Annotated in this window: 16 protein-coding genes; 8 read left to right on the forward strand and 8 right to left on the reverse strand. The window is 66.8% G+C overall.

Features of this window, described 5'->3' with window-relative positions; translation table 11 throughout:
* Positions 1 to 4: 4 nt before the first annotated feature.
* Both VT03_RS15560 and VT03_RS15565 read right to left on the reverse strand, forming a co-directional pair.
* Positions 5 to 424: an ester cyclase gene (locus VT03_RS15560; protein WP_075097141.1), complete on the reverse strand. Its 420-nt coding sequence runs from the start codon at positions 422 to 424 to the stop codon at positions 5 to 7.
* A gap of 241 nt (positions 425 to 665) precedes the next feature.
* The gene (locus VT03_RS15565) at positions 666 to 3032 is read right to left on the reverse strand and encodes a serine/threonine-protein kinase (protein ID WP_075093823.1); all 2367 of its coding nucleotides are present in this window, start codon (positions 3030 to 3032) and stop codon (positions 666 to 668) included.
* A 537-nt stretch (positions 3033 to 3569) separates the two neighbouring features.
* Here VT03_RS15565 and VT03_RS15570 point away from each other — a divergent pair.
* The 3 genes from VT03_RS15570 (at position 3570) to VT03_RS15580 (ending at position 6844) form a co-directional block, all read left to right on the forward strand.
* Positions 3570 to 4799, forward strand: coding sequence for a lactonase family protein (locus tag VT03_RS15570; RefSeq protein ID WP_197489352.1), 1230 nt, complete (start codon positions 3570 to 3572; stop codon positions 4797 to 4799).
* Between the two features lie 55 nt (positions 4800 to 4854).
* Positions 4855 to 5589, forward strand: coding sequence for a hypothetical protein (locus tag VT03_RS33540; RefSeq protein WP_156514533.1), 735 nt, complete (start codon positions 4855 to 4857; stop codon positions 5587 to 5589).
* Between the two features lie 94 nt (positions 5590 to 5683).
* A complete protein-coding gene (locus tag VT03_RS15580; protein ID WP_075093825.1) occupies positions 5684 to 6844 on the forward strand; it encodes a Gfo/Idh/MocA family protein in 1161 nt (386 codons plus the stop codon).
* 281 nt (positions 6845 to 7125) lie between these two features.
* On the opposite strand, the gene VT03_RS15585 is transcribed toward VT03_RS15580, so the two are convergent.
* Both VT03_RS15585 and ruvB read right to left on the reverse strand, forming a co-directional pair.
* Positions 7126 to 8616, reverse strand: a complete 1491-nt coding sequence (locus VT03_RS15585; protein ID WP_075093826.1) for an H-X9-DG-CTERM domain-containing protein — start codon at positions 8614 to 8616, stop codon at positions 7126 to 7128.
* Positions 8617 to 8694: 78 nt separating this feature from the next.
* Positions 8695 to 9801: a Holliday junction branch migration DNA helicase RuvB gene (ruvB, locus tag VT03_RS15590; RefSeq protein WP_075093827.1), complete on the reverse strand. Its 1107-nt coding sequence runs from the start codon at positions 9799 to 9801 to the stop codon at positions 8695 to 8697.
* Between the two features lie 202 nt (positions 9802 to 10003).
* On the opposite strand from ruvB, the gene VT03_RS15595 reads away from it, so the two are divergent.
* Positions 10004 to 11032, forward strand: a complete 1029-nt coding sequence (locus VT03_RS15595) for an NAD-dependent epimerase (protein ID WP_075093828.1) — start codon at positions 10004 to 10006, stop codon at positions 11030 to 11032.
* Between the two features lie 363 nt (positions 11033 to 11395).
* Here the strand turns inward: VT03_RS15595 and VT03_RS15600 are convergent, their stop codons facing one another.
* Positions 11396 to 14179: a hypothetical protein gene (locus VT03_RS15600; RefSeq protein ID WP_075093829.1), complete on the reverse strand. Its 2784-nt coding sequence runs from the start codon at positions 14177 to 14179 to the stop codon at positions 11396 to 11398.
* A 488-nt stretch (positions 14180 to 14667) separates the two neighbouring features.
* Here VT03_RS15600 and VT03_RS15605 point away from each other — a divergent pair, with 488 nt between their 5' ends.
* A complete protein-coding gene (locus VT03_RS15605) occupies positions 14668 to 14970 on the forward strand; it encodes a transcriptional regulator (protein WP_075093830.1) in 303 nt (100 codons plus the stop codon).
* Positions 14971 to 15339: 369 nt separating this feature from the next.
* Here the strand turns inward: VT03_RS15605 and glmS are convergent, their stop codons facing one another.
* Entirely contained in the window at positions 15340 to 17202 is a 1863-nt protein-coding gene (glmS, locus tag VT03_RS15610) for a glutamine--fructose-6-phosphate transaminase (isomerizing) (RefSeq protein ID WP_075093831.1), read from the reverse strand.
* Positions 17203 to 17849: 647 nt separating this feature from the next.
* On the opposite strand from glmS, the gene VT03_RS15615 reads away from it, so the two are divergent.
* From VT03_RS15615 to VT03_RS15625, 3 genes are all read left to right on the forward strand, one after another.
* Positions 17850 to 19205, forward strand: coding sequence for a reverse transcriptase family protein (locus VT03_RS15615; RefSeq protein WP_197489353.1), 1356 nt, complete (start codon positions 17850 to 17852; stop codon positions 19203 to 19205).
* A 12-nt stretch (positions 19206 to 19217) separates the two neighbouring features.
* Positions 19218 to 20621 carry a hypothetical protein gene (locus VT03_RS15620; protein WP_075093832.1) on the forward strand — a complete coding sequence of 468 codons (1404 nt, stop codon included), beginning with the start codon at positions 19218 to 19220 and terminating at the stop codon, positions 20619 to 20621.
* Between the two features lie 154 nt (positions 20622 to 20775).
* Entirely contained in the window at positions 20776 to 22008 is a 1233-nt protein-coding gene (locus VT03_RS15625; RefSeq protein WP_075093833.1) for a hypothetical protein, read from the forward strand.
* Between the two features lie 25 nt (positions 22009 to 22033).
* On the opposite strand, the gene VT03_RS15630 is transcribed toward VT03_RS15625, so the two are convergent.
* Positions 22034 to 22759 (reverse strand): hypothetical protein, encoded by a 726-nt coding sequence (locus VT03_RS15630; protein ID WP_075093834.1) that lies wholly within the window; start codon positions 22757 to 22759, stop codon positions 22034 to 22036.
* A gap of 22 nt (positions 22760 to 22781) precedes the next feature.
* The gene (locus VT03_RS34680) at positions 22782 to 26309 is read right to left on the reverse strand and encodes a valine--tRNA ligase (RefSeq protein ID WP_231870664.1); all 3528 of its coding nucleotides are present in this window, start codon (positions 26307 to 26309) and stop codon (positions 22782 to 22784) included.
* Positions 26310 to 26467: the final 158 nt, after the last annotated feature.

Genomic DNA, 26467 nt, shown 5'->3' on the forward strand with positions numbered 1-26467 from the left:
TCGATCACATCGTCGACTGGGCCAGGGAGGCCAGGACCTCGCCGAGGTTCGAATACTGCCAGCCTTCGCCCAGCTTGCCGTTGCGGACGTGGATCCACGTGATACCGCGGAGCGCCACCGCCTGCCGCGCGGGGCGGATGCCGAGCTCGGGGCCGCAGAGCGTTCCGGAGGCCGACCAGCGGACCACCGCCTGGGTCCCCTCCGCGACGGCGTCCTCGACCGTCACGAACAGATCGGGGATCGCCGCGAGAAACGGCGTGTACATCCGCTGACGGAACCCCTCGGGACCGACGACCGGCCCCCCTTCGGCGTGACAGACGCTGGACTCGTCCAGCAGTTCGTCAATGGTCTCCTTCCGCCGCTGGTTCCAGACCTCTTCGAACCACCGGACCGCCGTCGCCACGACTTCGTTCGATCGATCCATACTGTCGCCTCGAATCGAAACCGCGTCGATCGCCGCCGGCAAACGCCGACCGCACGCCGTCTCCCCCGATATGCCGCTGCGCCCGCAGAGATGGAGGGGATGATAGCCGATTCCGCGAAGAATTGCGTCGGTCCCGGCCTCCTCGGCCGGCGTCCTCACTCCGATCCCATTCGGAGTATCACGCCTTACCGGGGATCGAAGACGCGGAGAACGCAGCAGAAGACAGAGCTTGCCAGGAGCCTCAGGGGGGCGCGTCCGCCGTGTGCAGGACCACCCGGAAGCCGAAGTCCTCGCCGGAGGTGATCGTATTCCCGGCGAGGACCACGGGATCGACCCGGTCGAAGTCCTCGGTCGGGACGATCGTCACGGTCTCGCCGTCGCGGATGGCCCAGCGGAAGCGCTGATCGCTCGTGGGGCGTTCACCGACGCCGCGGACCAGGATCCGGTAGAGGCCGGTGACCTCCGACTGCGCGGCGACGCGCTGGAGGTCCGTCAGGATCGTGTTGGCGAGCAGCGTGCCCGTCAGTTCAGTAATCGGCAGTCCCGCGGCACTGCGCGGATAGCGGCATCCGAAGGGGGAGCTCTCCGTCAGACGCCCGCCGTCCGGCACGTAGACCTCGTTGTCGTCGGGCCCCATGCCGTAAAGAACCGTGTAGTTGAGGTCCCGCACCGGAACCGGCTTCTTCCGGAACGCCTCGAATGTTCCGGACGGAATCTCGCGGGAGGTCACGTTGGCGACCCGTTCGAGAGCCTCCAGGAGCTCATAGTAGCCGGACGAGATGTCCCACTCGGTCGTCGTCGGCAACGTCGCGCCCTTTCCGCCGATCCATTGCGCGAAGCCGTGGGCGTCGAGCGGAACGATGTCGGTCACCGGGTCGTCGTCGTTGAGTTCGCTGCTCCGATCCTTGGACCCTGCGGGCTTCCACGGCCGCTGCGGTTGGTCCTGGGCGTAGGCGTAGAACATCCGGTTCGTCACGAGCCCTTCCATGACGTAGAAGGTCCGGACTCGACGCTGTCCGACGGTCCGCTCGGGGACGAGACGGAACCGGACTGTCTTTCCGGCAACCTCGCGGCTCAGGACGGTCGGGAAGAACTCCTTGTCGATCCGGCAGAGCTGCGGCGGCTTGGCGAGGGAGAACCCGAGCGACTTGAGCGATTCGGGAAGCCATGCAACCGGCGGCCTGAGGTCGAGGCGGGTCACGATCTCGATCGGGTCGACTCCGGAGGCGGTCCGGCCGCGGAACGTGATGGCCGCTTCCGGCGGAAGCGTCACGTTCGGGTCGGGGACGCTGATGGTGTAGGTCTGCGCCTCCGCGTTGCCGACGCCCTGCTCGGACTCGATCTTGACCCCCTGCGGCACTTCGGGAGCTTCAAAGAGCGGCGCGGCGTCCGGAGGGAGGTTGTCGAAGCGGAAGGTGACGCGGGCGATGTCGCCGGGCAGGAGCGACAGCGGGGCCTTGGCGAGGTCGACAACGTCGTCGCCGATCTTCGCGGTCAGTTCCGCCACCGGTATCGGCGGCGGAGGTCCTTGAGGGACAACCGACGGAGGCCAGAAGGCGATCGCCAGGATCACCGCGCAGGCCGCCGCCGTGACGAGCCAGGTCCAGTGGTCGAAGATCCCGGGGTCGGACGGCTCGGGGGGGAGTCCCGGTCGACTGATGGCGTCTTCCTCCTCGTCGTCGTCGAGGAAAGGAATCGCGGTCGCCGAGACCGTGGCGGGGCAGGCGGCCCGGAACTGTTCGACAAGGTCGATGACCGACTGCGGGCGCTTGGCCGGGTCCTTCTCGAGGCACTGCAGGACGAGCGCCTGGAGCTCCGCCGAGTAGGGCCGATGGGGAGCGATGGCGGAGAACGGGGGAGGAGGCTCGGTCGCGATGGCGTGGAGGCAGGTCGCGAGCGCGAGGTGCGAGTTGTCTTTCTGCGGGAACGGGACCCGGCCCGTCATCATCTGGTAGAGGATCGTGCCGAAGCCGTAGATGTCGGACTGCGGCGTGGTCTGGGGGGAGGAGGTGAGCAGCTCCGGGGCCATGTACTCGACGGTCCCGGCGCCGTCGCGGGTCCGGTTCCGCTGGGTTCCTGTGGCGTCGAGCTTGGCCGCGATCCCGAAGTCGAGGAGGACGAACTTTCCGGCGGCGAGGGAGGTGCCGCTTTTGGAGGTGGACCGTTTGAGGATGATGTTCCGCGGCTTGAGGTCGCGGTGGATGAGCCGTTCGCCGTGGGCGTGGGCGAGGGCGGCTCCGACCTGGCGGACGAGTTTGCGGAGCTGTTCGAGGGAGAGCTGGTTTCCCTGGGACTTGAAGAGGACCTCGAGGTTTTCCCCTTCGAGGAACTCCATGACGAGGTAGGCGAGGCCGTTGTCGTCGCCGAAGTCGGTGACGTGGACGATGTTGTCGTGCCGGACCTCGGCGGCGAGGCGGGCCTCGCGCATGAACTCGCGGTTGGAGAGGCCGACTTTGACGGCGACGGGCTGGTTGAGTCGTTTGTCGAGTCCGCGGTAGACGGCGCCGAAGCCGCCGCGGTCGATGAACTGGTCGAGGCGATAGCGTCCCCCGAGTTCCCGTCCGACGAGACCGAGAAGGTCGTCTGCTTTGATCTCGCCGATGGACATGGGTGTGGCGGCCTGTTCGCCTGGGAAGCAGGTCGGACGGGTGGAAATGGGGCTCCTAAGACGTTGATCTTGGCGCAGCTGGTCATCATACGGCCAGTCTCTGTTCTCTGCCTACTCCGCGGTGCGGTTGCGTCTGAGTGGAATCTGGCGTTGTTCGATATGACTCGACCGGGTCCAGGGGCACCCTGGTGGGGGATGCAAGGGGGCAACGCCCTCTTGCCCGCCGGAGGCCTGGCCGTCGGAAGATGTCTGAAGGAGGGCGTATCCAAACGTGGACAACGTGTCGTATGGCCCCTCACCACCCCGCGGGGATTGCAAAGCCAGCGGTGTAATGTGAGGGAGTCCTCAACGCTGGTGCCACAAAGTGGACGTCCGTTGCTTACCACGGTTCCTCATAGAAGTGCCTCCGGCGGCAAGGGGGCGTAGCCCCCTTGACCCCAGGCTGCCGTCGCACGTTGGGTTTGAGCTATCGCGTCGTGCCGGCGAGGACAGGGTTCGAGTCCGCCGGACCGCCACTCCCTTGACGGACCGGAAGGCATGCCGAATGCTGTCAAACTCGCGTCCTGCCTGATCGACCTCCAGCCACATCCCCACAACCAGGTTGCCCTCATGCTTCGACCCCGCCGAGTCCTTGCCCTCCTCGCCTCGGCGATCCTGTCCGCCCTCGGCCCGGCCGCCTTCGCGGGAGAGACCATGCGCGTCTACATCGGCACCTACACCCAACGCGACAGCAAAGGGATCTACCTCCTCGAACTCGACCTCGAAACAGGGGCTCTGAGCGACAAGGGACTCGTCGGCGAAGCCCGCAACCCGTCGTTCCTGGCCATCCATCCCGACCGCAAACACCTCTACTCCGTCAACGAAGTCAGCGATATCGGCGAGAAGAAGGTCGGCGGCGTCACCGCCTTCGAAATCGACGCCGACAGCGGAAAGCTCAAGGAACTGAACGGCCAACCCTCCGGCGGAGCAGGGCCGTGCTACGTCGCCATCGACCGGTCGGGCAAGAACGTCCTCGTCGCCAACTACGGCGGCGGCAGCGTCGCCTCACTGCCGATCGACGCCGACGGCAAACTCAAGCCGGCAAAGAGCGTCATCCAGCACGAGGGCTCGAGCGTCGACAAGAGCCGCCAGAAGGGCCCCCACGCCCACTCGATCAACGTCTCGCCCGACAACGAGTTCGCCATCGCGGCGGACCTGGGCCTCGACAAGCTCCTCGTCTACCGGCTCGATGCCGACCGCGGCACGCTGACCCCCAACGAGCCCCCCTCGACCTCGACCGTCGCCGGCGGCGGGCCGCGGCACTTTGCCTTCCATCCCAACGGAAAGTTCGCCTACACGAACCTCGAGATGTCGCTCGAAGTGACGGCACTCCTCTACCACCCGCAGGCCGGCGTCCTGGCAGGAATCCAGACCCTTTCGACGGTTCCGGAAGGGACCGACCGGCAGGGGAACTCGACCGCCGAGGTCCAGGTCCATCCCTCCGGGAAGTTCGTCTACGTCTCGAACCGCGGCCACAACACGATCGCGATGTTCAAGGTCGATCCGAAGTCCGGCATGCTGACCGCGATCGGCCACCAGTCGACCGAGGGACGGATTCCGCGGAACTTCGGAATCGACCCGAGCGGAAAGTTCCTGCTGGCGGCGAACCAGGACTCGGACGACGTCGTGTCGTTCCGGATCGACGCCGAGAAGGGGACCCTGACGCCGGTCGGAAGCAAGGTGAAGGTCAGCGCTCCGGTCTGCGTGAAGTTCTTCCCGAAGGACTGACGGGATCGGTCCGCCTTTGTGTTTTCTTGATCTCTATTGGTGAACGGCCACTGCCATGCGTGGAGCAGGACTTCGGCTCAGCCTTGATATTCGCCGGCACTGGAAATGTGCCGCCTGCGGCGCGGAGCGCCGGCTCCCCGCGACCGTGACGACGGTCCGGTGCCAGTGCGCCGGGCAGCCGCAGATGAAGCTCGTCGAATCGCAGCGCCGGGGGCGGACCGTCGCCGAACCTCCCAATCCGGTCCTGGAGATCGACCTGACCGACGAACCGGTCTCGATCCCCGAAAACCTGCCGATCCCGGAACCCAACCCGCGGTTCGGCCGCGGGCACGGACGCGGTCATCACCAGCAGGCTCCGCCGTCCCAGGGGCCGCCCCCGGGACCGGACGCCGCCGCTCCGGAAACCGTGGAACGGCCGGCGAAGGGACGTCCTCCCCGCAATGGCGGCAACGGCGGCGGGGGTGGGGGCGGGGGCGGTGAGAGAGGCGAAGGACGCCCCGGTGGAAACGAGCCGGGGGGTGGCGGACGAGGTCCCCGCGGTCCCGGCCGCGATCGATCCCGGCAGGAACGTCGTCGCCCCGAAGAGGGCAAACCGGGGACTGAAGATCGCCCGCCGGCATCGCCCGCCGAGGGTGAGGGTCCGGTCGCCGGCGATCGAGTACCGGAAGCGGCGCCGCCCACAGCATCTGTGGCCCCGGCGACTCCTCCGACGCCGTCGGCGCCTCCCGTCGCTCCTCCGCCTTCGAGGGAAGACGACTTCGGAGCAGGGCTCGATTCGGCGGATTCCTGAGCGGAGCGCCCGCGTGGCTCGATTGGCGTGGCCCGGGTACGGCATCTGCGAAGTGGCTGCCTGACCTTGGACCCCGTCCGTCAGGAGCCGACCGATGCCTGCGCCGCCCATTTCCTCCCGCCGTGATTTCCTGGGGGCCGCTGGCGCGTGGGGGGCCAGCATGATGGCGGGTCTCGCATCCGCCGATTCGGTCCCCCTGGCCCCGCCGGACAAACAGCCGGTCGACGTCGCCATCCCGGAGAAACCGGAGAAGACCGTCGGCTGGGCGATCGTCGGACTGGGGAAACTGGCCCTGGAAGAGATCCTTCCCGCATTCGGACGGAGCCGGCTGTCGCGCGTCACCGCCCTCGTCAGCGGGCATCCGGACAAGGCGAAGAAGGTGGCCGACGTCTACGGAGTCCCTGAGTCAGGGATCTACAACTACGAGACCTACGACCGGCTGGCCGACAACCCCGACGTCGACGCGATCTACATCGTCCTCCCGAACAGCATGCATGCGGAGTACACGATCCGCGGCTTCCAGGCGAAGAAGCACGTCCTGTGCGAGAAGCCGATGGCGGCCAATGTCGCCGAGTGCGAGGCGATGATCGCCGCCGGGCGGGAGGCGGAGCGCAAACTCATGATCGCCTATCGGCTCCGGTACGAGCCGTTCAATAAGAAGGTGATCGAGCTGTGCCGCAGTGAAGAGCTGGGGCCGATCCAGTCGTTCTCCGCCAGCAACTGCCAGGTGGTCGAGGCGCCCAACATTCGCCTCAGTGGGGAACTCGCCGGAGGGCCGCTGGGGGATATCGGCGTCTACTGCCTCAACGCCGCCCGCTATTGCCTGGATGCGGAACCGATCGAGGTCTCGGCCTTCGCGCACCAGCCCGAAACCGATCCGCGGTTCCGCGAGGTTCCGGCGGCGGTGTCGTTTGCGATGAAGTTTCCAGGCGGCGTGCTGGCGACCTGCGATTGCAGCTTCAACGCGAGCGAAAGCCGTCGCTACCGGGTCCAGTGCCAGAAGGGCTTCATCGACCTCGAGAATGCTTTCAGCTACGAGGGACAGATCCTGACCGTCGCCTCAGATAAGCGCCGTGCCCAGCTCCAGATCGCGCCGGTCGATCACTTCGCAGCCGAAATGGACCACTTCTCCGAATGCATCCTGGGCGGAAACGAGCCGCGGACGCCTGGCGAAGAGGGGCTCAAGGACATGAAGGTCATGGCCGCGATCGAGACGGCAGCCAAGTCAGGACGGGTGGAACGCGTCTGCTCGTAGAGCGGCTCGAAAAGGTCGGTGAACATTCCGCTGCGATGGCGGTTCGGTCGGGACGATTCGTTCCCCTGAGACTGCCGGCATGTCGAACCGCCGTCTGCTTATAGTGCTGACAGGCGTTGAACTGCTGCTGATCGGCCCGGCGTTCTGGTGTGCTGGGTGCCGGGGGGCTTCTTCGTCGGGCCGGTCCTGATCCCGGTACTGCTCCCGAGCGTGTTTGTCGCTTCGCTGATCGTGGGAGTGCTGTGCGGCCTGCGACCGGATCGATAGCACGGCCAGCGGGCTCAATTCGCCGACGGAGCCATGAGCGGGACGAATCGAATCGCGCGGCGGTCCCGAACCACCTTGGCCGACAGTTCCCGGGCGACGGCGTCGATCAAGGCCTCGACCGTCGTGTTCTGCATCGACAGGGCGAGCATCTTCCCGTCCAGCGCGTTCTCCGCATCCAGGGCCGACCAGTCGAGCGGGACCGCGGCAATCTCCTGCAGCTCGTAGAGCACATCTTCCGCCGGCACGGGCGTCGGGACCCGGTACTCCCGGAGCCGCTGCGCCAGGGCCCGCTCGAAGTCGATCATCGGGACTTCCGGGGCGAGCTGCGGCAGGATCGGAGGATCGGCCGGGAGTCCGGCATTCGGCATCCCGGGAGCCGGAGCCGAAGGCGTTCCGGGACCGACCGCCGCCATCGCGGGAGGGGAGGTTGAGGAAGGGACAACGGGCGCCGGCGCATCGAGCGGGTCACCGGGGCTCATCGGGTCGAGCGTCTGGCCGTCCGCCATCGCGGCGTAGCGGCGGAAGACCACGGGGGCCGTCGCCGACGACAGAAACTTCACGCTGCCGTCGGCCAGCAGGACGTGCATCCCCTCCGGCTCGCCGGTCCCGAAACCGTCGGGTCCGCGGACGTACGGCTCGGCCGTCAGGGGGCGGATCGAGTGCTGGCCGTCCGCCCAGGAGTGCAGGTGGTCTTCGCGGCCGAGGACCAGGAACGTGTTCGACAGTCCATCACGCACGTCCTCTTCGGTCGTCCGCCGGTCCCAGCCGAAGATCCCCGCCCGCGGATGCGTCTTGGGAAGCGCGGCTCCGTCGGCGCCGACGCCGGCGACACCAACGAAGTGTCCGGCCGGATATCCGTCCGGTCCGGCGGCGGCGAGGCCGGAAATCTGGAAGGGAGGAAGCCGCCGGCGGACGAAGCGGTCGTTCTCCGGCGCGTTCCAGGGCAGCGTGAGTGAAGGCGGGGGGGTGCCATCGGCGACCGACTGCCGGGCAATCCGGGCCAGCCAGCTCAGCCGGTTCTCCTGCGTCACGTCTTCGAGCCCTTCCGTCGCCAGCGGAAACGCCCCTTCGCCATCGAAGGCGTCGGTCAGCCATTCCCCCAGCAGCCGCATCCGCTTGGCCGGCTCGGGTTCGTTGGGATCGGGAGCGGGGGCGGGGGCGGCCGCGACGCCATCCTGGGGAGCCGCGGGATCGGAGGCCGGGGGGCGGGGGACCTCCGCCTGAGTCCCCGCGGGCTGTTCACGGAGGACGAAGACCAGGAGGCCGAGGCACATCAGGATCGTGGCGCCGACCACGATCCGGATCGGCCAGCGGCCGGAGCTGACCGCCCGCGGTCGGGGAGCCGGCTTGGCCGCCAGCGCCAGGATCCCTCCGTCGTCCGCTTCCTTCAGGAGGAGCGGCTGGCCGCACTCCGGGCAGGCCATCTCGCGTCCCACGTTCTTCCGGTCGCGGGCCCGCAGGCGGGCCTGGCAGTGGGGACAATCGAACTGAAAGGCCGACGGCATACGCAAACAGGGGGACGGCGGGGCGCGAAACTCGGAAGCCGCACCGTGGAGTGACAGGACGGCGGGGGCCGAAGCCCGCTAACCCATTGTCGGGGAAGAGGTCGGTAGAGGGGAAGCCGACCTGAGGCCGAGGTGCCGATATCCGTCCGGCGTCACGATCCGGCCGCGGGGAGTCCGCTGGATCAGGCCGGCCCGCAGCAGGAACGGCTCGACGTCATCTTCGAGCGTGTCGGGCGGGATGCTGATGCTGTGGGCGATGGCGTTGAGCCCCGCCGGGCCGCCGTTGAAGACCCGGATCACCGTCTCCAGGTAGCGGCGGTCCTGCCGCTCGAGTCCCAGGGCGTCGATCTCCAGCATCTCGAGCGCGTCGGCGGCGATCTCGGTCGTGATCGTCCCCTCGGCGTGGCGGAGCGTCGCGAAGTCCCGGGTCCGGAGGAGGATGTTGTTCGCCTTCCGCGGGGTCCCCTGGCTGCGGCGGGCGACCTCCTGGGCCGCCTCCGCGGTGATGGAGCTCCGCAGCTTCTTGGCGTTCTTCTGGACGATCTCGACGAGGTCCGGGTTCTCGTAGTAGTCGAGATGCTCCCGGTACACGAACCGGTCTCGCATGGGGGCGGTCAGCATCCCGGCCCGGGTCGTCGCCCCGATGACCGTGAACGGCTTGAGCTGCATGTTGATCGTGCGGGCGTTCAGTCCTTCGCCGAGCGCGATGTCGACGCGGAAGTCTTCCATCGCCGGATACAGAAACTCCTCGACTGCAGCAGGCAGGCGGTGGATCTCATCGATGAAGAGGACCGACCGTTCCGAGGCGTTCGTCAGGTAGGGGAGCAGGTCCTTGGGGGCGGCGAGCGCCGGGCCGGCCGCGATCTGGCACTCGACGCCGAGTTCGCGGGGGATGACGGTTGCCAGCGTGGTCTTGCCGATTCCCGGCGGGCCGTCGAGCAGCAGGTGGCCGAGGGTGTCGCCCCGTTTGAGCGTCGCCTCGAGCATGATCCGGACGCGGTCGACGACTTTCTTCTGGCCGACCACCTGGTCGAGCCGCTGGGGACGGAGCGCTTCGTCGAACCGGTCGTCGTTGGGATCGAAGGGGGCCGCGGCGGGGAGCGAAGCCAGGTCCAGGGAGGGCCGCTCGGCTCTCTCCTCCTCGCGCTGCTCGTCATCTCCCCGAAAAACCTTCTCGCGCGGCATCGCCGTCACTCCGTTCCGGTCCCTGGATCGCGGGCAAAGCGGGCGATCGCGCGACTCCTTTATTCACTCCCAGTTCCGCTAAGATACCGGTCCCTTTTCCGGTCGTCGAGCGCGGGTGTCGGTCCGCGGCCGGTCGGGAGCATTCGAGAGCCTGGCTTCAGAACGGGAGCGGCCTCTCGCGGCCTGATCGGCGGAGTCGTTTGTGCGGAAGGTTCTGGTCACCGGCGCGGCAGGATTCATCGGCTTCCACGTCGCTCGGGCGTTCCTGCGGCGCGGCGAAGAGGTGATCGGGCTCGACAACCTCAATCCGTACTACTCCGTCGACCTCAAGCGGGACCGGGTCCGTCTCCTGGAGGACCAGCAGCGCTCGGCGGGGCAGGGCCGTTTCGAGTTCGTCCCGCTCGACCTGGCCGATCAGCCGGGGATGACCCGCCTGTTTGACGAGCGGCGCTTCGACTGCGTGGTGAACCTCGCCGCGCAGGCCGGGGTGCGGTATTCGCTCGAGAATCCGCAGGCCTACACGTCCAGCAACGTCACCGGGTTTACGAACATCCTGGAGGGGTGTCGACGGACCGAGGTCGGCCATCTGGTGTATGCCTCGTCGAGCTCCGTTTATGGCGCGAACACGCGGATGCCGTTCTCAGTCGGAGACACGGTCGACCATCCGCTGAGCCTCTATGCGGCGACCAAGAAGGCCAACGAGCTGATGGCTCACGCCTACAGCCACCTGTTTCGGCTGCCGACGACGGGGCTGCGGTTCTTTACGGTCTATGGGCCGTGGGGCCGTCCGGACATGGCGATGTGGCTCTTCACCAGGGCGATCCTGGCGGGAGAGCCGATCCAGGTCTTCAACGGGGGCCAGATGCGGCGGGACTTTACCTACGTGGACGACATCGTTGAGGCGATTGTCCGAGTGACGGATCGGATCCCGCAGCCTGATCCGGAGTGGTCTGGCGCCGATCCCGATCCGGCGACGAGTTCCGCGCCGTACCGGCTTTACAACATCGGGAACAATCGTCCTGTCGAGCTGGGGTACGTGATCGAGACGCTGGAAGCGTGTCTGGGTCGGAAGGCGATTCGGAACCTGTTGCCGATGCAGGCGGGGGATGTTCCGGAGACGTGTGCGGATGTGGATGATCTGATGCGGGATGTCGGGTTTCGTCCGGACACGCCGATTGAGGTGGGCATCGCGCGGTTTGTGGAGTGGTATCGCGAGTACCACAAAGTCTGAGTCTCGGATCGCACCCCATCACCGGGTCCAGGGGCACCCTGGTGGGGAGTGCAGAGGGGCCTGTGTTGTTTTTCCGGCCCTTTGCCCGCCGGAGGCCTGGCCGTCGAGGGATGTCTGAAGGAAAGCGTGTCCAAGCGCGGACAATGTGTCGGATGCCCCCTCACCTAAGACGCGGGGAGCGCGAAGCGAGCGGGGAGTCCTCAACGCCGGTCCCACTAAGCGGACGTCCGTTACTTACAGCGGTTCCTCATGGAAGCGCCTCCGGCGGCAAGGGGGTGAGACCCCCTTGACCCCAGGCTGCCGTCGCACGTTGGGTTTGAGGTGTCATGGCCGTGCCGGCAAGAACGTCCCTTTGCGGCGACATCAGGGAGTCGGCGGGGAGTTCGATACCGACGGGGGCCCCGCCTCGGCGTCCGCCGCATTCGTCGAAACATTGAGCGCCACAATCCGCAGGTCGTCGAGAAACACATCCCCAAGACCGCGGAGCTCGAACCGCAACGCAAACTCACCCGACGCAGGTGCCACACTCACCAGCTCGAACGTCTCCCACTGACCGGACGACGTCGGGCTCCGGAACCGCAACGACCGCGACGGCCCGTCGATCGTGTTGTAAATCACCAGCCCCTCGCTCGTCGGATCGAGCGACTGCGGCACTCGGATCCGCCCGCTGACATGAAGAATCTGCCCCTCCCGGACAGGAAGGATCGGACTCTGGACCTGGACCAGCGGGCCCTGGATCGGCAGGAACGATGTCCGTTCCCCCGCCTTTCCCGTCGCGGCTCCCGTGGCGGCCGCCAGCCGTAGACAGGAACGTCCCTCCGGCCCACCCGCCCGCATCTCGACGGCGGTCCGGACAGTCTCGTTGGCATCGGCCTCGTTCAGCGTCCAGCCGTCGCTCGCCATCTGCTGCAGCGACGTGAAACGGCCGCTCCGCAGGAGGTTCACACTCTGGCCGGCACCGGCTCCTAACTTCTCCAGCATCTTCCAGTGCTGCGGCAACGTCTGGAACGCGACCGTGTAAGGGTAGGAGACCGGCGTCGCGAAGCGGCGGACCGCGTTCTCCCAGTGCCGCCGCTGAACGACCCGCGTCAGCGCCATGGCGAACCGGGCATTCTCCTCGACACTCTTGAAACTCCCCCGCTCGAAATCGGCGCGGGCGGCGGCGACGTATCGGTCAGCCTTGGCCAGGATGTCGGCGGCATCCATGACCGCGGGAGCTTCGAACTCGATCTGCCGGTGGACGTCATGGACCCGGCGGATCTTGTGCTCCGCCAGCTCGACCCAGCTCCGGGCCGCCCTCTCGCGAACCTGGCTGATCTGCCGGGCGACCGCGTCCCGGACCGCCTGCTCGTGCGTGATCAGCACGTAGGCGAACTGCTCCACCTGCTTGAGCGTGATCTCCGTCCCGCCGGGAACTTGCTTGAGCGATTTGACCGTCTCCATCCCCGTGGCAGTGACGGTCCAGGCCTGCAGGACGTCCCGCTTGACGAACAGGTGAAGGTCGTCGACCACCATCCCCCCCGGCTGGTACTGCGCACGGTTCTCCAGCCAGTTGATGATGACCAGCATCCCGAACTCGCTGTCGAGGACCGTCGCCCGGAGCTCGTTCTCCAGCCGCGCGGCCCGCTCGCTGGGGGCCTTGCGGTTGGCGTTGTCCCAGCGGGTGCTGACCACCGAGGAGAGGCTCGTCCCGCCTCCCTGGGCCAGGTCCTGGCCGAACTGGACGGGAGACGTGCTGACCACCTTGCCGGTCGCCAGCCACGGCTCCAGCAGTCGGACCTGGAGGTTCATCAGGTTGACGGCGTGACGCGTCTCCTCGCTGAGGGGGTTGCGGTTCCAGTATCCGATCCCTTTGTAGCCCGCCGACAGGGCGGCGTTGGCCAGGAGGAACACCTGCTCGGGCTCGATGCGGGGGCCGTCCGTCGGATCGTGGAGCAGGCCGTCCGCCGGTTCGAGGGGGACAAGAGTGAACATGCCGCGGCCGGGGAGTCCCATCCGCTGCTTGCGGTCGAGGTGCTCGACGTATTCGAGCGGCGCGGTCGTGGTCCCGAGGATGAAGCGGCTCGAACCGAGCAGCGACAGGTGCCGGTGAAAGTCCCGCTCCCGGCCCGCCACGTCCGCCAGGATCGGGCGGGGATGTTTGTGGTCCGCGTCCCGCAACTGCTCGATCCATGTCTCCACGTCGAGATAGGCCGACGCGGGGATATTGACGTCGAGCATCCAGAAGTCGATCGGGGCCGACGCTCCGGTGAACGGCGGCAGCGCTTCGCCCCGCTCACTGTTGACCGGGCGGGGGGGAGTGGCGGTGACGCCGATTCCCCGAGCGGCAAACTCCTTCAGCAGGGCCTCGTCGTCCCAGTTCTGGACCCAGGCGGTGTTCGCTCCGGTCGCCAGGAACTCGTCGATCGATTCGTGGTGATAGGGGAGGATCAGCGGGATGAACGGGCGGCCGTTCTTGGTGATCCGGTTGTCCCCCATCGCGATCCGGGAGAACTTGGCTTCCGGCTCGGCCGGAATCTCCTTCTGCGACGTCGTCGGGGGGACCGCGATCGGGCCGACGATCAGGTCGTCGACGAGCAGGTCCGTCCGTCCGGCGCCGAGCCGCGCCTTGAGGACGACCGCCTCGACGTAGACGTCCCGTGTGTCGAGGTCGGCCTGGTTCCGCAGTTGCGGAAGAAGGAGGTGCCGCAGCCGCTGCATGAGCTGCTGGAAGGAGCGATCGTCAGGACGGCACTCCAGGCGTTTCCAGAGCTCCGTCGTCTCTTCGTACCGGCTGGCCGGTCCACCCGCCATGTCCGCCGTCAGCGGCGCTCCTGTCCGGGGATCGATCTGATGCGGGAACCTCAGCCGGACGTGGAGCGACAGGTTGGGCTGCGAGCAGCGGGCCCACAGGCTCACCTTCGTTTCGTCGAGCCGCAGGGTCGGGTCAACCTCGGTCAGGAACTCGATCTCGGTGCCGGGAGCGGGGGACTCGATGCGGACGAACTCGGGGCTTTTCCCTTCGCGGGCGTACTCCGGGCCGGGAAGGCTCTGACGGACGTCCGTCGGTTGCGGCCCGCCGGGGCTAATGCTGATGCGGCCGACCGGATCCGGTCCGTCGTAAGACTGTCGATAGTCGCCGGAAAGGGCCGGACGGGGGGCCAGCATGGCCAACAGCGCGCAGACCGCTAGCGCCGCCTGCCAGAATGCCTGCGGCGTGAGCCTGAGACGTCGGAAAATTCCGCCTCTCACGCGGTCCTGGTCCTCCCTGATACCGATCTCGGGCGGCGCATCCTGAGCCACCCGGGCGGGGCCAGTCTCAACAATCGAAACAATCGTCGCAATCCCACCTTGCGATGGAGGATTTGTCAGATTCCCTGCCTGCCGGTCCTTGCTCGTGCGAGGATCGTTCTGCGCCGGGGGCACCGACGATCTGCCGCCTCTAAGTGTTTTCTTAACAGAATGTTGCGCTGGGGCGGGGCCTTCAGCCCGCCGGCGGGCTCAGAGGGCGTCGATCGCTCCGACGCCGCGAGCTTGAGGAAATCACCGGATTTTCCGCGCGCTCCGACATGTTGCATTTGGTCAACATCGTGGGAACACTTGAGAATTGTTTCCGTTGGTCCCTTTCCTTTCCGTCGTTGCCAGCGGGTCGGACCATGAATCCTCGCCCACGTTTTCCGGACCTTCTCGACGATGATGTTCCCCGGGAACTCATCGAGTTGGGGAAGCGCATTGCGACGCTGCCGGAGGAGTTGTACGCCGGGTTCAACGAGCCGTTCGTTCAGACCGTTGAGGCGACGCGGCGGCGGAAGCGGGTGCTGAGTCTGGTGCAGGAGACGTTGTCGCAGTTGCGGCTGGACGTGAAGTACCTGCTGTTCGACCTGGAAGTGACCCGCCGTGAGCGGGACGAGCTCCGTCGTCAGGTGGATGAAATGCAGGCGGGCGACGCCGGGTTCTGAGAGAGAGTCGGCACGTCGTTGCCGGCACAGCGCTGTCAGCTCAAACCCAACGTGCGACGGCAGCTGGGGTCAAGGGGGTCACCCCTTGCCGCCGGAGGCGCTTCCATGAGGAACCGTGGGACACAACGGACGTCCCCTTTGTACTCCACGCGGGTTGGTGTGGGGGCATCCGGCACGTTGTCCGCGCTTGGACAAGTGATCCTTCAGACATCTCTCGACGGCCAGGCCTCCGGCGGGCAGGGGGTGGCCCCTGCACGCCACCAGGGCCAGCCCTGGACCCGGCTCTGACGGCGCGTGGGTTGTGCTCTGAGCGTGTCGCCGTGGCACCGTATCAAGACGGCACCCCGCAACCTCATTGCCTGACGCTGACTACTCGACCGTCACACTCTTGGCGAGGTTCCGCGGACGGTCCACATTGCAGCCCCGCAGCAGAGCAATGTGGTACGCCAGCAGCTGCAGCGGAATCGCCGTAACGATCGGCTGAAGATAATCCTCGACCGGCGGGACGAAGATCACGTCGTCGACGAGCTCCGCGATCCGGTCGTCCCCTTCGCAGGCGATCGCAATCACCGGACCCCTGCGGGCCTTCACTTCTTCGATGTTGCTGATGACCTTGGGGTAGATGTTCGAGTGCGGGACGACAAACACGCTCGGCGTGTTCTCGTCGATCAGGGCAATCGGCCCATGCTTCATCTCCGCCGCGGGATACCCTTCAGCGTGGATGTAGCTGATTTCCTTGAGCTTCAGGGCCCCTTCGAGAGCGACCGGGAAGTTGTAGAGCCGGCCCAGGTAAAGGAAATTCTCCATGTGGGCGTACCGCTCGGCGATGTCCTTCACGGCATCGTGGCAGCGGAGCGTCTCGGCGACCTTTTCGGGCATCTCCCGCAACCGGGAGATCATCCGCTGGCCCGCCTGATACGAAAGGTTCCGCATCCGGCCGAAGAACAGCGCCAGGAGCGAGAGAGTCGCGACCTGCGAGGTAAAGGCCTTCGTCGAGGCGACGCCGATCTCGGGACCGGCGTGCAGATAGACCCCGCCGGCCGCCTCGCGGGCGATCGTCGAGCCGACCACGTTGCAGATCGCCAGCGTCGGAAGTCCCTTCCGCTTGCACTCCCGCATCGCGGCGAGCGTGTCGGCGGTCTCACCGCTCTGCGTGATGGCAAAGACCATCGTCCGGTCGGAGAGCGGCGGATTCCGGTAACGGAGCTCGCTGGCGTACTCGACTTCGACGGGAACGCGGGCGAACTCTTCGATCAGGTACTCGCCGACGAGCCCGGCGTGCCAGCTCGTCCCGCAGGCGGTGAGGACGATCCGGTCGATCCGGCGGAGTTCCTGGGCCGAGAGGTTGAGACCGCCGAACTTGGCGGTCGCCTCGTCGTCGTCGAGACGGCCGCGGAGGGCGTTCTCAAGGGTCTGCGGCTGCTCGTAGATCTCCTTGAGCATGTAGTGGGCGTAACCGTTCAGGTCCGTGTCCGCCGCCACCTGATTGAGCGTCTGAACCGAAGGGGCCACCGCACCCGTGTCGCGATGGACGATCTCGATGTTGTCCGCCGTGACGACCGCCAGCTCGTTGTCCGACAGGTAAACGACTTCATCCGTGTAGCCGACGAGCGGGCTGGCGTCGCTGGCGATGAAGTTCTCACCCTTCCCGACGCCGAGCACGAGCGGGGAGCCGTTGCGGGCGACGACGATCATGTCCGGATGGTCGCGGAACAGGATCGCCAGTCCGTAGGTCCCCTTGAGCTTCTTGAGCGTCAGCTCGACCGCCTTCACGCAGGTCTTGGTGTCGGCTGCGTCGTCCCCCAGCTTGATCTGTTCGCTGAGGTGATGGGCCACCAGATGCGCGACCGCTTCGGTGTCGGTGGCGGTCCGGAAGACGTAGCCGAGCGACTGGAGCTGGGCCCGCAGGAGGGTGTAGTTCTCGATGACCCCGTTGTGGACAAGGACGACTTCACCGTCGCCGCCGATGTGGGGGTGGGAGTTCGTATCGCACGGCTCCCCGTGGGTCGCCCAGCGGGTGTGGCCGATCCCGGTGGTTCCCTGGACAGGCTGCTGCTTCACGAGCGCGGCGAGCTGGTCGACCTTCCCGACCTTTTTCCGGATGCTGATCCCGTTCTTCTCCCGAACGGCGATTCCGGCGCTGTCATAGCCGCGGTATTCCAGTCGATAGAGGCCTTCGACCAGATAGCGTTTGACGTCTTTACGTCCGACGTAACCAACGATACCGCACATGGTTCAGTCCAATCGTCCCGGAGTCCACCGCACAGGCCGCACCCCTGGCGCAGAGACGCCCGGCAGGCTCGGTGGGGATATCACGTTTCCGAGAGTTGGGTCAACGTGAGATCTCCGGAGGAATTCTAGGTTGCCCGCTGATGCCGGATGGCATCACGCGGGGGGATGCGAGATTACCGCATCGGTCGCCGGAAGCCGACCGGGCAACGTGGGAAATCTGGGCTGGCAGCAGTCTTTTCACATCTCCTGTCCTCGGAGCGTGAATCGGTTCAATGACGTTCGCGTGTCGCGGGGGCGTTTTGCCGCGTTCCGCATCAGACACGGCCGATCGTTGCCACGCCTCAACCCGATCCGTACGTTGGCCACGGGAGAGCGATGCTTCGGTTCTCGCCGTTCGGTCGATTCGATCGGAAGGCCGCTCCTGGGCACCCCAGGAGCGAAGGTGGTGCTGGCAGAACGTCGCGTGAGCGATTGTCCGCGGCTGCGGACCGTAGCTCACGCCGGACAAGACTGGCGAAGCATCGCCTCTCCCGTTTGTTTCTCGCGAGATGCCTGTCCTCCCCGTGCCGGGGAGGGACGAGTGAGGCGCTTCGCCGCGACGGAACCGGATGTCCGCCCGGATGCGATGTGCGATGAGGGCCACGACGTTGGACGAACCCGAGTTCCGCGAGCGAGTCGTCCTCGACGCCCTGGCCCGCACACTTCTGCCGCTGGCGGATGACGTCTCGGTGGCCGTCCGGGCGGCGCGGCAGCTTCTGGGCTGGAAGCCGGAGCGATGGTTCCGGACCCTGGTCGCGAACGTCCTGGCCTGGCCGGAGATGCGGGCCGGTCAGATGACGGCCGGTGAACTGGCCGCGAGGCTGAGCGGCATCCCTTCCCTGATGGAAGCCCTCGACGAGGGAAAGGGGGTCGTCCTCGATCTTTCGGCGATCCCGCGTCCCCGGATGCGCCGCAGCCCGGTCGCCGGCATGGGCCCCATCGTCCGGCTGGAGACGGTGGGGGACTGCCTGGACTGGCTCGGTCTGGGCCTCAATGAACTCGACTGGCTGACCGATCCGAAGGGGTGGCTTCCCGCCGCCGGCCAGTCCCGGCTGGCCCACTATCACTGCCAGTGGATCCCCAAGCCGGCCGGCGGCGTCCGGCTGATCGAGGCTCCCAAGCGGCGACTCAAGGCGATTCAGCGAAAGATTCATGAGGAGATCCTGCGTCACGTCCCTCCGCACGAGGCGGCCCATGCTTACCGCCCCGGCCGGTCGATGGTCACGGCCCTGACCCCGCACACCGGGCAGGAGACGGTCTGGCACCTCGACCTGACGAGCTTCTTCTGGTCGATCGGCTCGGGACGCGTGCGGCGGTTCTTCCGGCGGATCGGATACCCGGAAGGAGTCGCCGGAGTCCTGACCGGACTCTGCACCAGCCGCGTCGCCCCCGGACTGCTGGAACCGGCTCCCCTGTCGGAGCGGGAGAAGCAGCAGCTCCTGGCGCGGCATCTTCCGCAAGGGGCTCCGACCTCGCCGGCCCTCTCGAACCTGTGCGCCTTCCGGCTCGACTGCCGGCTCTCCGCCCTTTCGGCCCGCTACGACGTCCGCTACACGCGATACGCCGATGATCTCGTCTTCTCCTGCGGACCGAAGCTGCGAAGACGCCTCCCGGGCTTCCGCAACACGGTCCTGGCGATCCTGATCGACGAGGGCTTTCAGATCCGCCGCCGCAAGACCCGCGTCCTGCGCCGCGGCCAACGGCAGCAGGTGGGGGGACTGATCCTCAACGAGACGCTCAACGTCCCGCGGTCCGAGTACGACACGCTCCGGGCCATCCTGCACGATTGCGGGCGGAACGGCCCGGTCGTCGCGAACCGTGACCAACACCCGAGTTTTCGCGAGCACCTCCAGGGACGGGTCGCCTGGATCGCCCATGTCTCTCCCGGACGGGGCCGCAAGCTGAAGGAGATGTTCGAGCGGATCGACTGGTCCGGGTCCGAAGAGCCAACCGGCGCCGGGTGACTTCCTTTACAGATGAAGCCGCGGTTCGGCGCCGCCAAGGGAAAAGAGATCGCCGCCGAGGCTTCCACCGCTACACTCACGCGAGGACTCTTCCTGCGCTCGGAGGCTGTCGTGGCGGAAGACGTGTTGGAACGGCAGGGCTGGAACACCGCAGCGATCCTGTGGGCCCTGCTCGTCTGGGGAACCCCGGCCGCGCGAAGCGGATACGACGCGATCCCGGACCGCGTGCAGGTCCTGCCGGTGGCGTTCGTGCCGAAGGACCAGTCGCCCCCCGATCCGGCCGAGACCAAGCTCTTCGGGGAACATCTCCAGATCGCCCGTGCGCGATATCGGGAAATGCTTCACGGTGACACGTTCGACTTCGCGCCCGAGCGGCGCCTCAAGGTCGTTCGCGGCCGGCACGATCTCGACCACTACCGTCGCGCCCGGGAACGGGGAGCCCCCGATATGGTCGCGGAGCTGCTCGACGAGCTGGAGCTGACGCGGTTCTCGAACCCGTATGTCTTCTGCATCCTGGTCATGAACGCGGAGGACAGCTTTCCCGAAGGGGGAGGCCGGCCAATCAACGGGGGAGCGAACCTGGGGGGCGGGATGCTCTACATCGCCTCCTTCGAACTGAAGCGCAACGAGCACTTCCAGAGCACGCTGCAGCATGAGCTCGGGCACAGCTTCGGACTGCCGCATGTCGACGTCTATGGCTACCCGATCCAGGGGACCGACTCGATCATGTCCTACAACCCGGCGCATCACAGCCAGGGGCTGCAACCGAGCCCGACGCCGGGAACCCTCATCGCGGAGGACCGTCGCGCCCTGGCGCTGAACGACCGCGTCTTCGCCAAGACGACCTTCCGCCCCCTCCGCGACATCCCCGTCGGCGGCGCGATCTCGCCGCGGATCGTACCGCTCGGCCCGATGACGCTGCCGGGGCATCCCGACTTCTATCCGGTCGTCACGACCGACGCCGGCGAAGAGCTGGGGAGCCGGGCGGTGAACGTCATTCAGGGAGAGATCAAGCCGAGCGCCGGCCCCGGCATCACCTACGACCCCGGCAACATGTGGCACTCCCGGCCGCTCCCCGGCGGAAAGGCGGTGCTGGAGATCGAGTTCCCGTTCGCCGTTTCCGCCGACGAGCTGGTGATCCACTCCCAGCACAGCGGGATCGACCATGAGGTCTCGGCGATGAAGCTGGAGCGTCTCGATGGGTCGGGCTCCGCCGCGGCGCTCGCGGACCAGCGGGTCGGCTCGATCGAGGAGGCGGTCTCCTTCGAACCGACCGAAAGCCGCCGGTGGCGCCTCACGCTCCGGACCGGCAAGACCCCGTTCCTCGTCCTGCGGGGCCTCGACTTCCGCCGCAAAGGGAAACCGGTCGTTCCCCGGCTGATCCCCTCTCTCGTGGACGCGGAGTCGCGAAAGTGACGCGACGGGGCTCGCTCGGCCAATCAGGTGCGGAGCGGCACCGCGGCCGGCGGGAAGTCCATCGCGAACGTTCGGATTTGCAAACCGGCCGCGGTTCGGGAACAGTGGTCGTGCGGCAGTGCCCTTCCTTGGCTCGGGATGGCGAGGCGTGGCGATGATTGTCATTTATCGCAGATGGGGTCTGGCGTTTGCCCTCGCGGGAGCCTTGGTCGGCTTCCTGCTGCTGCTGGCGACTTACAGTTTCAGCATCCCGCTGCTGGCGATCGCGGCGCTGTGGATCGCCTACGGACGGGCCGGCGTCGACCCGGAGACGGGGGAACCGATCCCTTCAAACAGCGTGTTCTTCATCCCGCTCTGGGTCTGGGGCAGTGTCCTCCTTGTTCCCGCGGTTCCGATCGCCGCCTTCGAGGTGACGGTCGGGCGACCGCTGGCGATGGTCGCGGCGGCGGAGCGACGGCGCGAGCTGGCCGAACTCTCTCCGGCGGAGCTCCCCGCCCCGACTCCCGCTCCCGAGGAACGCCCCACCACCACCATCGACCAGGACGGGCCTCCCCCGGGTCTCGGAAGCGTGGCCGGAACCACGCCCCCGCCGGATCGCCCTCCTCCGCGGCCTGTTCCGATGGGCAGGACGATGACGCTCGAGGAGGCGCAGAGGGAGCTCGCCAAGCAGCACGAGGCGGCTCGGAAGGCCTTCCAGGACGCGCATCCCGAGCCGCCCCCTCCCGGACAGGCGGTGACGGAGACCCGGATGCTGAAGCCGGGACAGAAGCTGCTGGGGAAGAACGGTTACCACTGGGCCTGCGCGCGGGTGCTCGCGGTCGCCGATCCTGGCACGCTCGTGATCCACTGGGTCGATCAGGCGACTGCCTTTGACGAACGGCTGAAGCTCGATCAGGTCCGGATCAACGGAGAGAAGGACCTCGACGGCCCCTTTGGTCTCAAAGAGAAGGACGAGCGGGACCTGGTTCACGTCCGGAAGCCCGATCGCGGAGCGGCGACCGAGCCGGGGATGCGGTTCCTGTGCGACAACGACGGGCTGTGGCTGCCGGTGGAGGTTGTCCGCAAGGTCGCTCCCGAGAGCATCCAGGTCCGCTGGATGAGCTTCGACCGCCGCTTCGACGAGACGGTCCCCGCCAGCCGGCTGCGGCTGCCGATCGCGGAGCCGCCGTTCGGAATCCACCGGGCCCCGCCCCCCGGTGAGCCGGTCACGTTGCTGACCGACCTGCAGAAAGACGGCCCGATCCTGCACCGCTTCGGATTCGAGTGGATGGAGGTCCGGGTGGCCGAAGCGGTCGGAATCGACCATGTGCAGTTCTTCGATCCGCGGTATCCGGACCAGCTCCGGAAAGTGAAACGGTCCGAACTCCGCGTGCAGACGCGCGAGTGAGCCGCCGGGGAGGGGAGCTCACCCGTCAGTCGGCCGTTGGCCCGCTGCGGTGAGCCGCCAGGTAGCGATCGAGTTCCCCGGAGAGTCCGTCGCTGGAGATCCAGAAGGGGAGGGCCGGGTTCTGGCGGATGCGGATCACCGTGCGCCCGGTCGCCACCCGTCCCAGTTCGAGGACCGTCTCAGCGTCGGAAGGCTCCTCGAGGCCGATCCGGATCGTGGCGATCGACTCGGCACTCGCGTGGGCCGTGAGGCCGGCGAAGTTGTCCCGCTCGGCTCGATTGATCGCCTGGAGCAGCACCTGGCCGTGCGGATCGGCGTGAGAGTCGGGAATGCGGTAGAAGGCACTGGTCCAGGAGGGAAAGGTCTGCGCGGCGACGAGGCGAAGGAGCTCCGCCGAGGAGAGCTTCGGCAACTCGCGGCTTTCTCCGGCCAGAGCCGATTCATAGTCTGCCGCGGTAAAGGCGCGGAAATCGTGCGCTGCGAACCGGCCATTGGGCCATATGGGATCCGCCGCGTCGATCCAGAGAATGATCTCATCGAGACGTCGCACGGCGATATCCCGCGCGCCGCAGTGACGGCAGTAGTCGCACTGAGACAGTGTGAGGCGGTTAGAGGCCGCGTCGAACGGTTCGGCGTCTTCCGAAACGAGTTCGCCGTCGATCCAGAGCTTCCAGAGATGTCCCTGGAACCGGATGTCCTCGAAATAGACATCACGGGCTTCGAACTGAAGCGAACTGGTCGGCTCCGACACGGCGCGGGTTCTCGGCTGAGGACTACGAGAGGTCGCGGATGATCTCCTCGGCGCTGGCGAGCTGCTTCTGGAGGCCGGCGAGGGTCTCCTTGATGCCATCGACGATGTGGGCCGGGGCCTTGCTGACGAAGCTCTCGTTGTTCAGCTTCGCTTCGCTGCCGGCGATCAGCTTGCGGAGTTTTTCGGCCTCTTTCTGCTGCCGCTCCAGCTCCGACTTGCGGTCGATGATCCCTTCCAGCGGGACGAAGCCGTCGGCGTCGCCGAGGGAGAAACTGGCCGAGGCGGGGGGCCGGACGACATCCGCTCCGGCGGCGGCGAGAACCGACTTCGCCAGGTTGTCGAACTGGCTGGCGACGTTCTGCATGTCGCCGGCGACGTCGTTCGACGCGCGGATCATGAGCTGGAGCTGCGTCGACGGCGGGATGTTGTAGACCGCCCGGACGTTCCGGACGGCGATGATCGTCTCCTGCAGCCGGGAGAAGCGGCGCTCGAGCGCCTCATCCCGCCAGGTGGCCGGGAAGGGGGGCCACTGGGCGACGATCGCGGCCTCTTCGCCGGCCCGCGGCGCGAGGCCGGCTCCGTCGGCGGTCGGGAGGCTGCGGGTCGGGGCGATCTCGTTCAGCCGGTGCCAGAGCTCTTCACAGAGGAACGGCGTGAAGGGCTGGAGCAGCCGGACGAGCGAATCGAGGACCGTCAGCAGGACCCGCTGCGCGACGGCGCGAGTCTCGTTCTGCGTTTCCCCCTCGGCCTTCCGCAGCCGGGGCTTGATCATCTCCAGGTACCAGTCGCAGAACTCGTTCCACGTGAACTCGCGGATGGCGCGGGTCGCGGCGTCGAGCTGGTAGCGGGAGAGGTACTCGTCCATCTCCTTGGCGACCGACGCGAGGCGGCTCAGGATCCAGCGGTCTTCGAGCTGGAACTGCTCCGGCGCGACCAGGGCCGGGGTGTAGCCCTCCAGGTTCATGATCGCGAAGCGGGCGGCGTTCCAGAGCTTGTTGCAGAAGTTCCGGCCGTACTCGAACCGCTCGATCGTGATCCGGGCGACCGGGACCCCTTCGTCCGGCGTGTACCACGGCTGGGCGTACTGGGCTTCCTTCTTGCACTTGGGGCATTTGACCTTCGGCTTGCCCGGCTTGAACTTGAGGTGTTCCTGAAGCTGCGGGATCGCGGCCTGGCAGTGGGGGCACTCGTAGGAGACCGGCAGGCGGACGTCCTGCGTCTCGCCGGCGAACGAGGCGATCGTGAACCGGGTCCCGTCGCAGCCGTAGCGGTCGATCAATTCGAGCGGGTCGACCCCGTTCCCCTTGGACTTCGACATCCCCTGCCCGAAGCCGTCGAGGATCTTGGGGTGGACGCAGACGTGCTTGAAGGGGATGTCCCCCATGTTGTAGAGGCCCGTCAGGACCATCCTGGCGACCCACAGCGTGATGATGTCGCGGGAGGTGACGAGGACGCTGCCGGGGTAGAAGGTTTTCAGAACTTCGTTCTGGGCTGAAGCCTGAAGGCTGAAGGCGGAAGGTAGAGACGGAGCGGCGTAATCGGGATAGAGGCGCGAGAGGGCGAAGGCGATCCCTTCGGCCGAGGCTTCGGTCGGGACGTAGTCCTGCTGCAGCCGCGCGGTGATGACGTCGTCCGCGGCCGAGACACCGGTGGCGGCAGCGATGACGAGCCGGCCTTCCTCATGCCCGAGCGGGACGACCTGGAGCTCATGAGCGAGGGCGGCCGGAACGAGCGCGGCGGCGGTGAGGTCGATCGGCTGATGGATGAGATCGACGAAGCTGGCGAACGGCTTCTTCGTGGGATCGAAGTTGGCGGCGACCTTCGGCTGCCCCGTGGCGGCCGGGTTCGCGGCGGTGAGTCCCTCGATGGTCTGCTTCGCGACTTCCTTGGGATCGAGCGGCGGGTCGTGCTGCAGGTCCGGCCAGCCGAGCGTGGCGTGCGGCCAGAGGGCGGACGAGAACCAGGTATCGAGAACGTCCGGGTCCTGAATAAACTGGCTCTCCTCCAACTCCTTCTCGTAGTCCAATTCGCCGTCCGCGACGCAAACAATGAGCTTGGAAAAACTGGACTCGCGAACAAGATAGGCTCGGACGCGACTGTCGAACTCAGCAGGCAAGCCCAGCCAACCGGAACCCTCCGGCATTGAGATCTCGATGTGCTTGGCGGAAAGCGTCGGCAGATGACTGAGGACTGCGTTCTCCGCATCGTTCCTATCAGTGAAGCCGGTGCCCTCCCCGAAATCATAGGCAATGGTCCAGATCGGAATCCGGTGTCCCCACCAGAGCTGCCGGCTGATGCACCAGTCCCGCTTCTCGCCGAGCCAGTCGAGATACGTCTTGGCGTACCGCGACGGGAAGAACTTGACACGGCCCTTCTCGACGACCTCCATCGCCATTTGGGCGAGACCCGGCTGGCCGTCGTCGTGGTCTCCCATTTTGACGAACCACTGTTCGCTCAGGTACGGCTCGATCGGGGTCTTCGAGCGGTCGCTGTGCTTCATCGGGATCTTGCGGTCTTCGACCTTCTCGAAGTGGCCGAGCCGCTCCATCTCGGCGACGACCGCCTTGCGGGCGTCGTACCGGTCGAGCCCCTGCCACTGGCCGCCGTTCTCGTTGACGGTCCCGTTGGGGTTCAGGATGTTGATGATCCCGATCTCGGGATTCCGCATGAAGCAGGCGTAGTCGTTCGGGTCGTGGGCCGGGGTGACTTTGACGCACCCCGTCCCGAGCTCCTTGTCCGCCAGCAGGCCGTCGGCGATGACCGGGATCAGCCGGCCGTTGACCGGGATCTGGACCTGCTTGCCGACGAGGGCGGTGTACCGCTCGTCGGTCGGGTGAACGCAGACCGCCGTATCGCCGAGCATCGTCTCGGGCCGGGTGGTCGAGAACGAGATCGCCTCGCCAGTCGGCTTCCCGTCGGCGTCGACGACCGGGTAGTTGAACGTCCAGAAGTGGCCGTCGATCTCCTCGTCGTAGACCTCGTCGTCGGCGACGGCGGTCTGGAGGAAGGCGTCCCAGTTGACGAGCCGCTTGCCGCGGTAGATCAGGCCGTCCTGGAACATCTTGAAGAACGTGCGGCGGACGGCGCGGGAGCAGACTTCGTCGAGGGTGAAGCGGACCCGCCGCCAGTCGCAGCTCGCGCCGAGCTGTTTCTGCTGGCTGAGGATTCGGGCTTCATAGACGTCTTTCCACTTCCAGATCCGGTCGACGAGGGCCTCGCGGCCGATGTCGTGGCGGGTTTTGCCCTCTTCCTCGAGCATCCGCTTTTCGACGATCGACTGCGTGGCGATGCCGGCGTGGTCGGTGCCGGGCATCCAGAGGGCCTCATAGCCCTGCATCCGCCGCCATCGCGTAATGAGATCCTGGACCGTCCCGTTCAGGGCGTGCCCCATGTGGAGCGCTCCCGTGACGTTCGGGAGGGGGATCATGATCGTGTGGGAGGGCTTGCCGGTGCCGGGGTCGGCGTTGAAGTAGCCGTTCTTTTCCCAGAACGCGAACCAGCGGGTCTGCGCGGACTGAGGGTCATACTGCTTCGGGAGTTCCGTCGACATGGCACGTTGCGGCTGGCGGGAAGGGCGGTCGGGCGATTCCATCGCTCGACACGGTTTTTCCCAGGGTGGTTCGTGACCTGGAAGGATAGTCGGGTCGGGAGGGGGAGAGTAGCCAGTGGAGAGAGGCGAAGGGGCTTGAACATTGTCCTTGCCGGCGC

This window comes from Planctomyces sp. SH-PL14 (genome assembly GCF_001610835.1).
Lineage (GTDB): Bacteria > Planctomycetota > Planctomycetia > Planctomycetales > Planctomycetaceae > Planctomyces_A.

What these genes read in the sequence shown, in the direction of transcription:
- VT03_RS15580 (WP_075093825.1), top strand. Translation starts at nt 5,684, where the DNA reads ATGCCTGCGCCGCCCATTTCCTCCCGCCGTGATTTCCTGGGGGCCGCT.
- VT03_RS15565 (WP_075093823.1), bottom strand. Translation starts at nt 3,032, where the DNA reads ATGTCCATCGGCGAGATCAAAGCAGACGACCTTCTCGGTCTCGTCGGA.
- ruvB (WP_075093827.1), bottom strand. Translation starts at nt 9,801, where the DNA reads ATGCCGCGCGAGAAGGTTTTTCGGGGAGATGACGAGCAGCGCGAGGAG.
- glmS (WP_075093831.1), bottom strand. Translation starts at nt 17,202, where the DNA reads ATGTGCGGTATCGTTGGTTACGTCGGACGTAAAGACGTCAAACGCTAT.
- VT03_RS15560 (WP_075097141.1), bottom strand. Translation starts at nt 424, where the DNA reads ATGGATCGATCGAACGAAGTCGTGGCGACGGCGGTCCGGTGGTTCGAA.
- VT03_RS15620 (WP_075093832.1), top strand. Translation starts at nt 19,218, where the DNA reads ATGAAGCCGCGGTTCGGCGCCGCCAAGGGAAAAGAGATCGCCGCCGAG.
- VT03_RS33540 (WP_156514533.1), top strand. Translation starts at nt 4,855, where the DNA reads ATGCGTGGAGCAGGACTTCGGCTCAGCCTTGATATTCGCCGGCACTGG.
- VT03_RS15570 (WP_197489352.1), top strand. Translation starts at nt 3,570, where the DNA reads ATGCCGAATGCTGTCAAACTCGCGTCCTGCCTGATCGACCTCCAGCCA.
- VT03_RS15585 (WP_075093826.1), bottom strand. Translation starts at nt 8,616, where the DNA reads ATGCCGTCGGCCTTTCAGTTCGATTGTCCCCACTGCCAGGCCCGCCTG.
- VT03_RS15600 (WP_075093829.1), bottom strand. Translation starts at nt 14,179, where the DNA reads ATGCTGGCCCCCCGTCCGGCCCTTTCCGGCGACTATCGACAGTCTTAC.
- VT03_RS15605 (WP_075093830.1), top strand. Translation starts at nt 14,668, where the DNA reads ATGAATCCTCGCCCACGTTTTCCGGACCTTCTCGACGATGATGTTCCC.
- VT03_RS15625 (WP_075093833.1), top strand. Translation starts at nt 20,776, where the DNA reads ATGATTGTCATTTATCGCAGATGGGGTCTGGCGTTTGCCCTCGCGGGA.
- VT03_RS34680 (WP_231870664.1), bottom strand. Translation starts at nt 26,309, where the DNA reads ATGTCGACGGAACTCCCGAAGCAGTATGACCCTCAGTCCGCGCAGACC.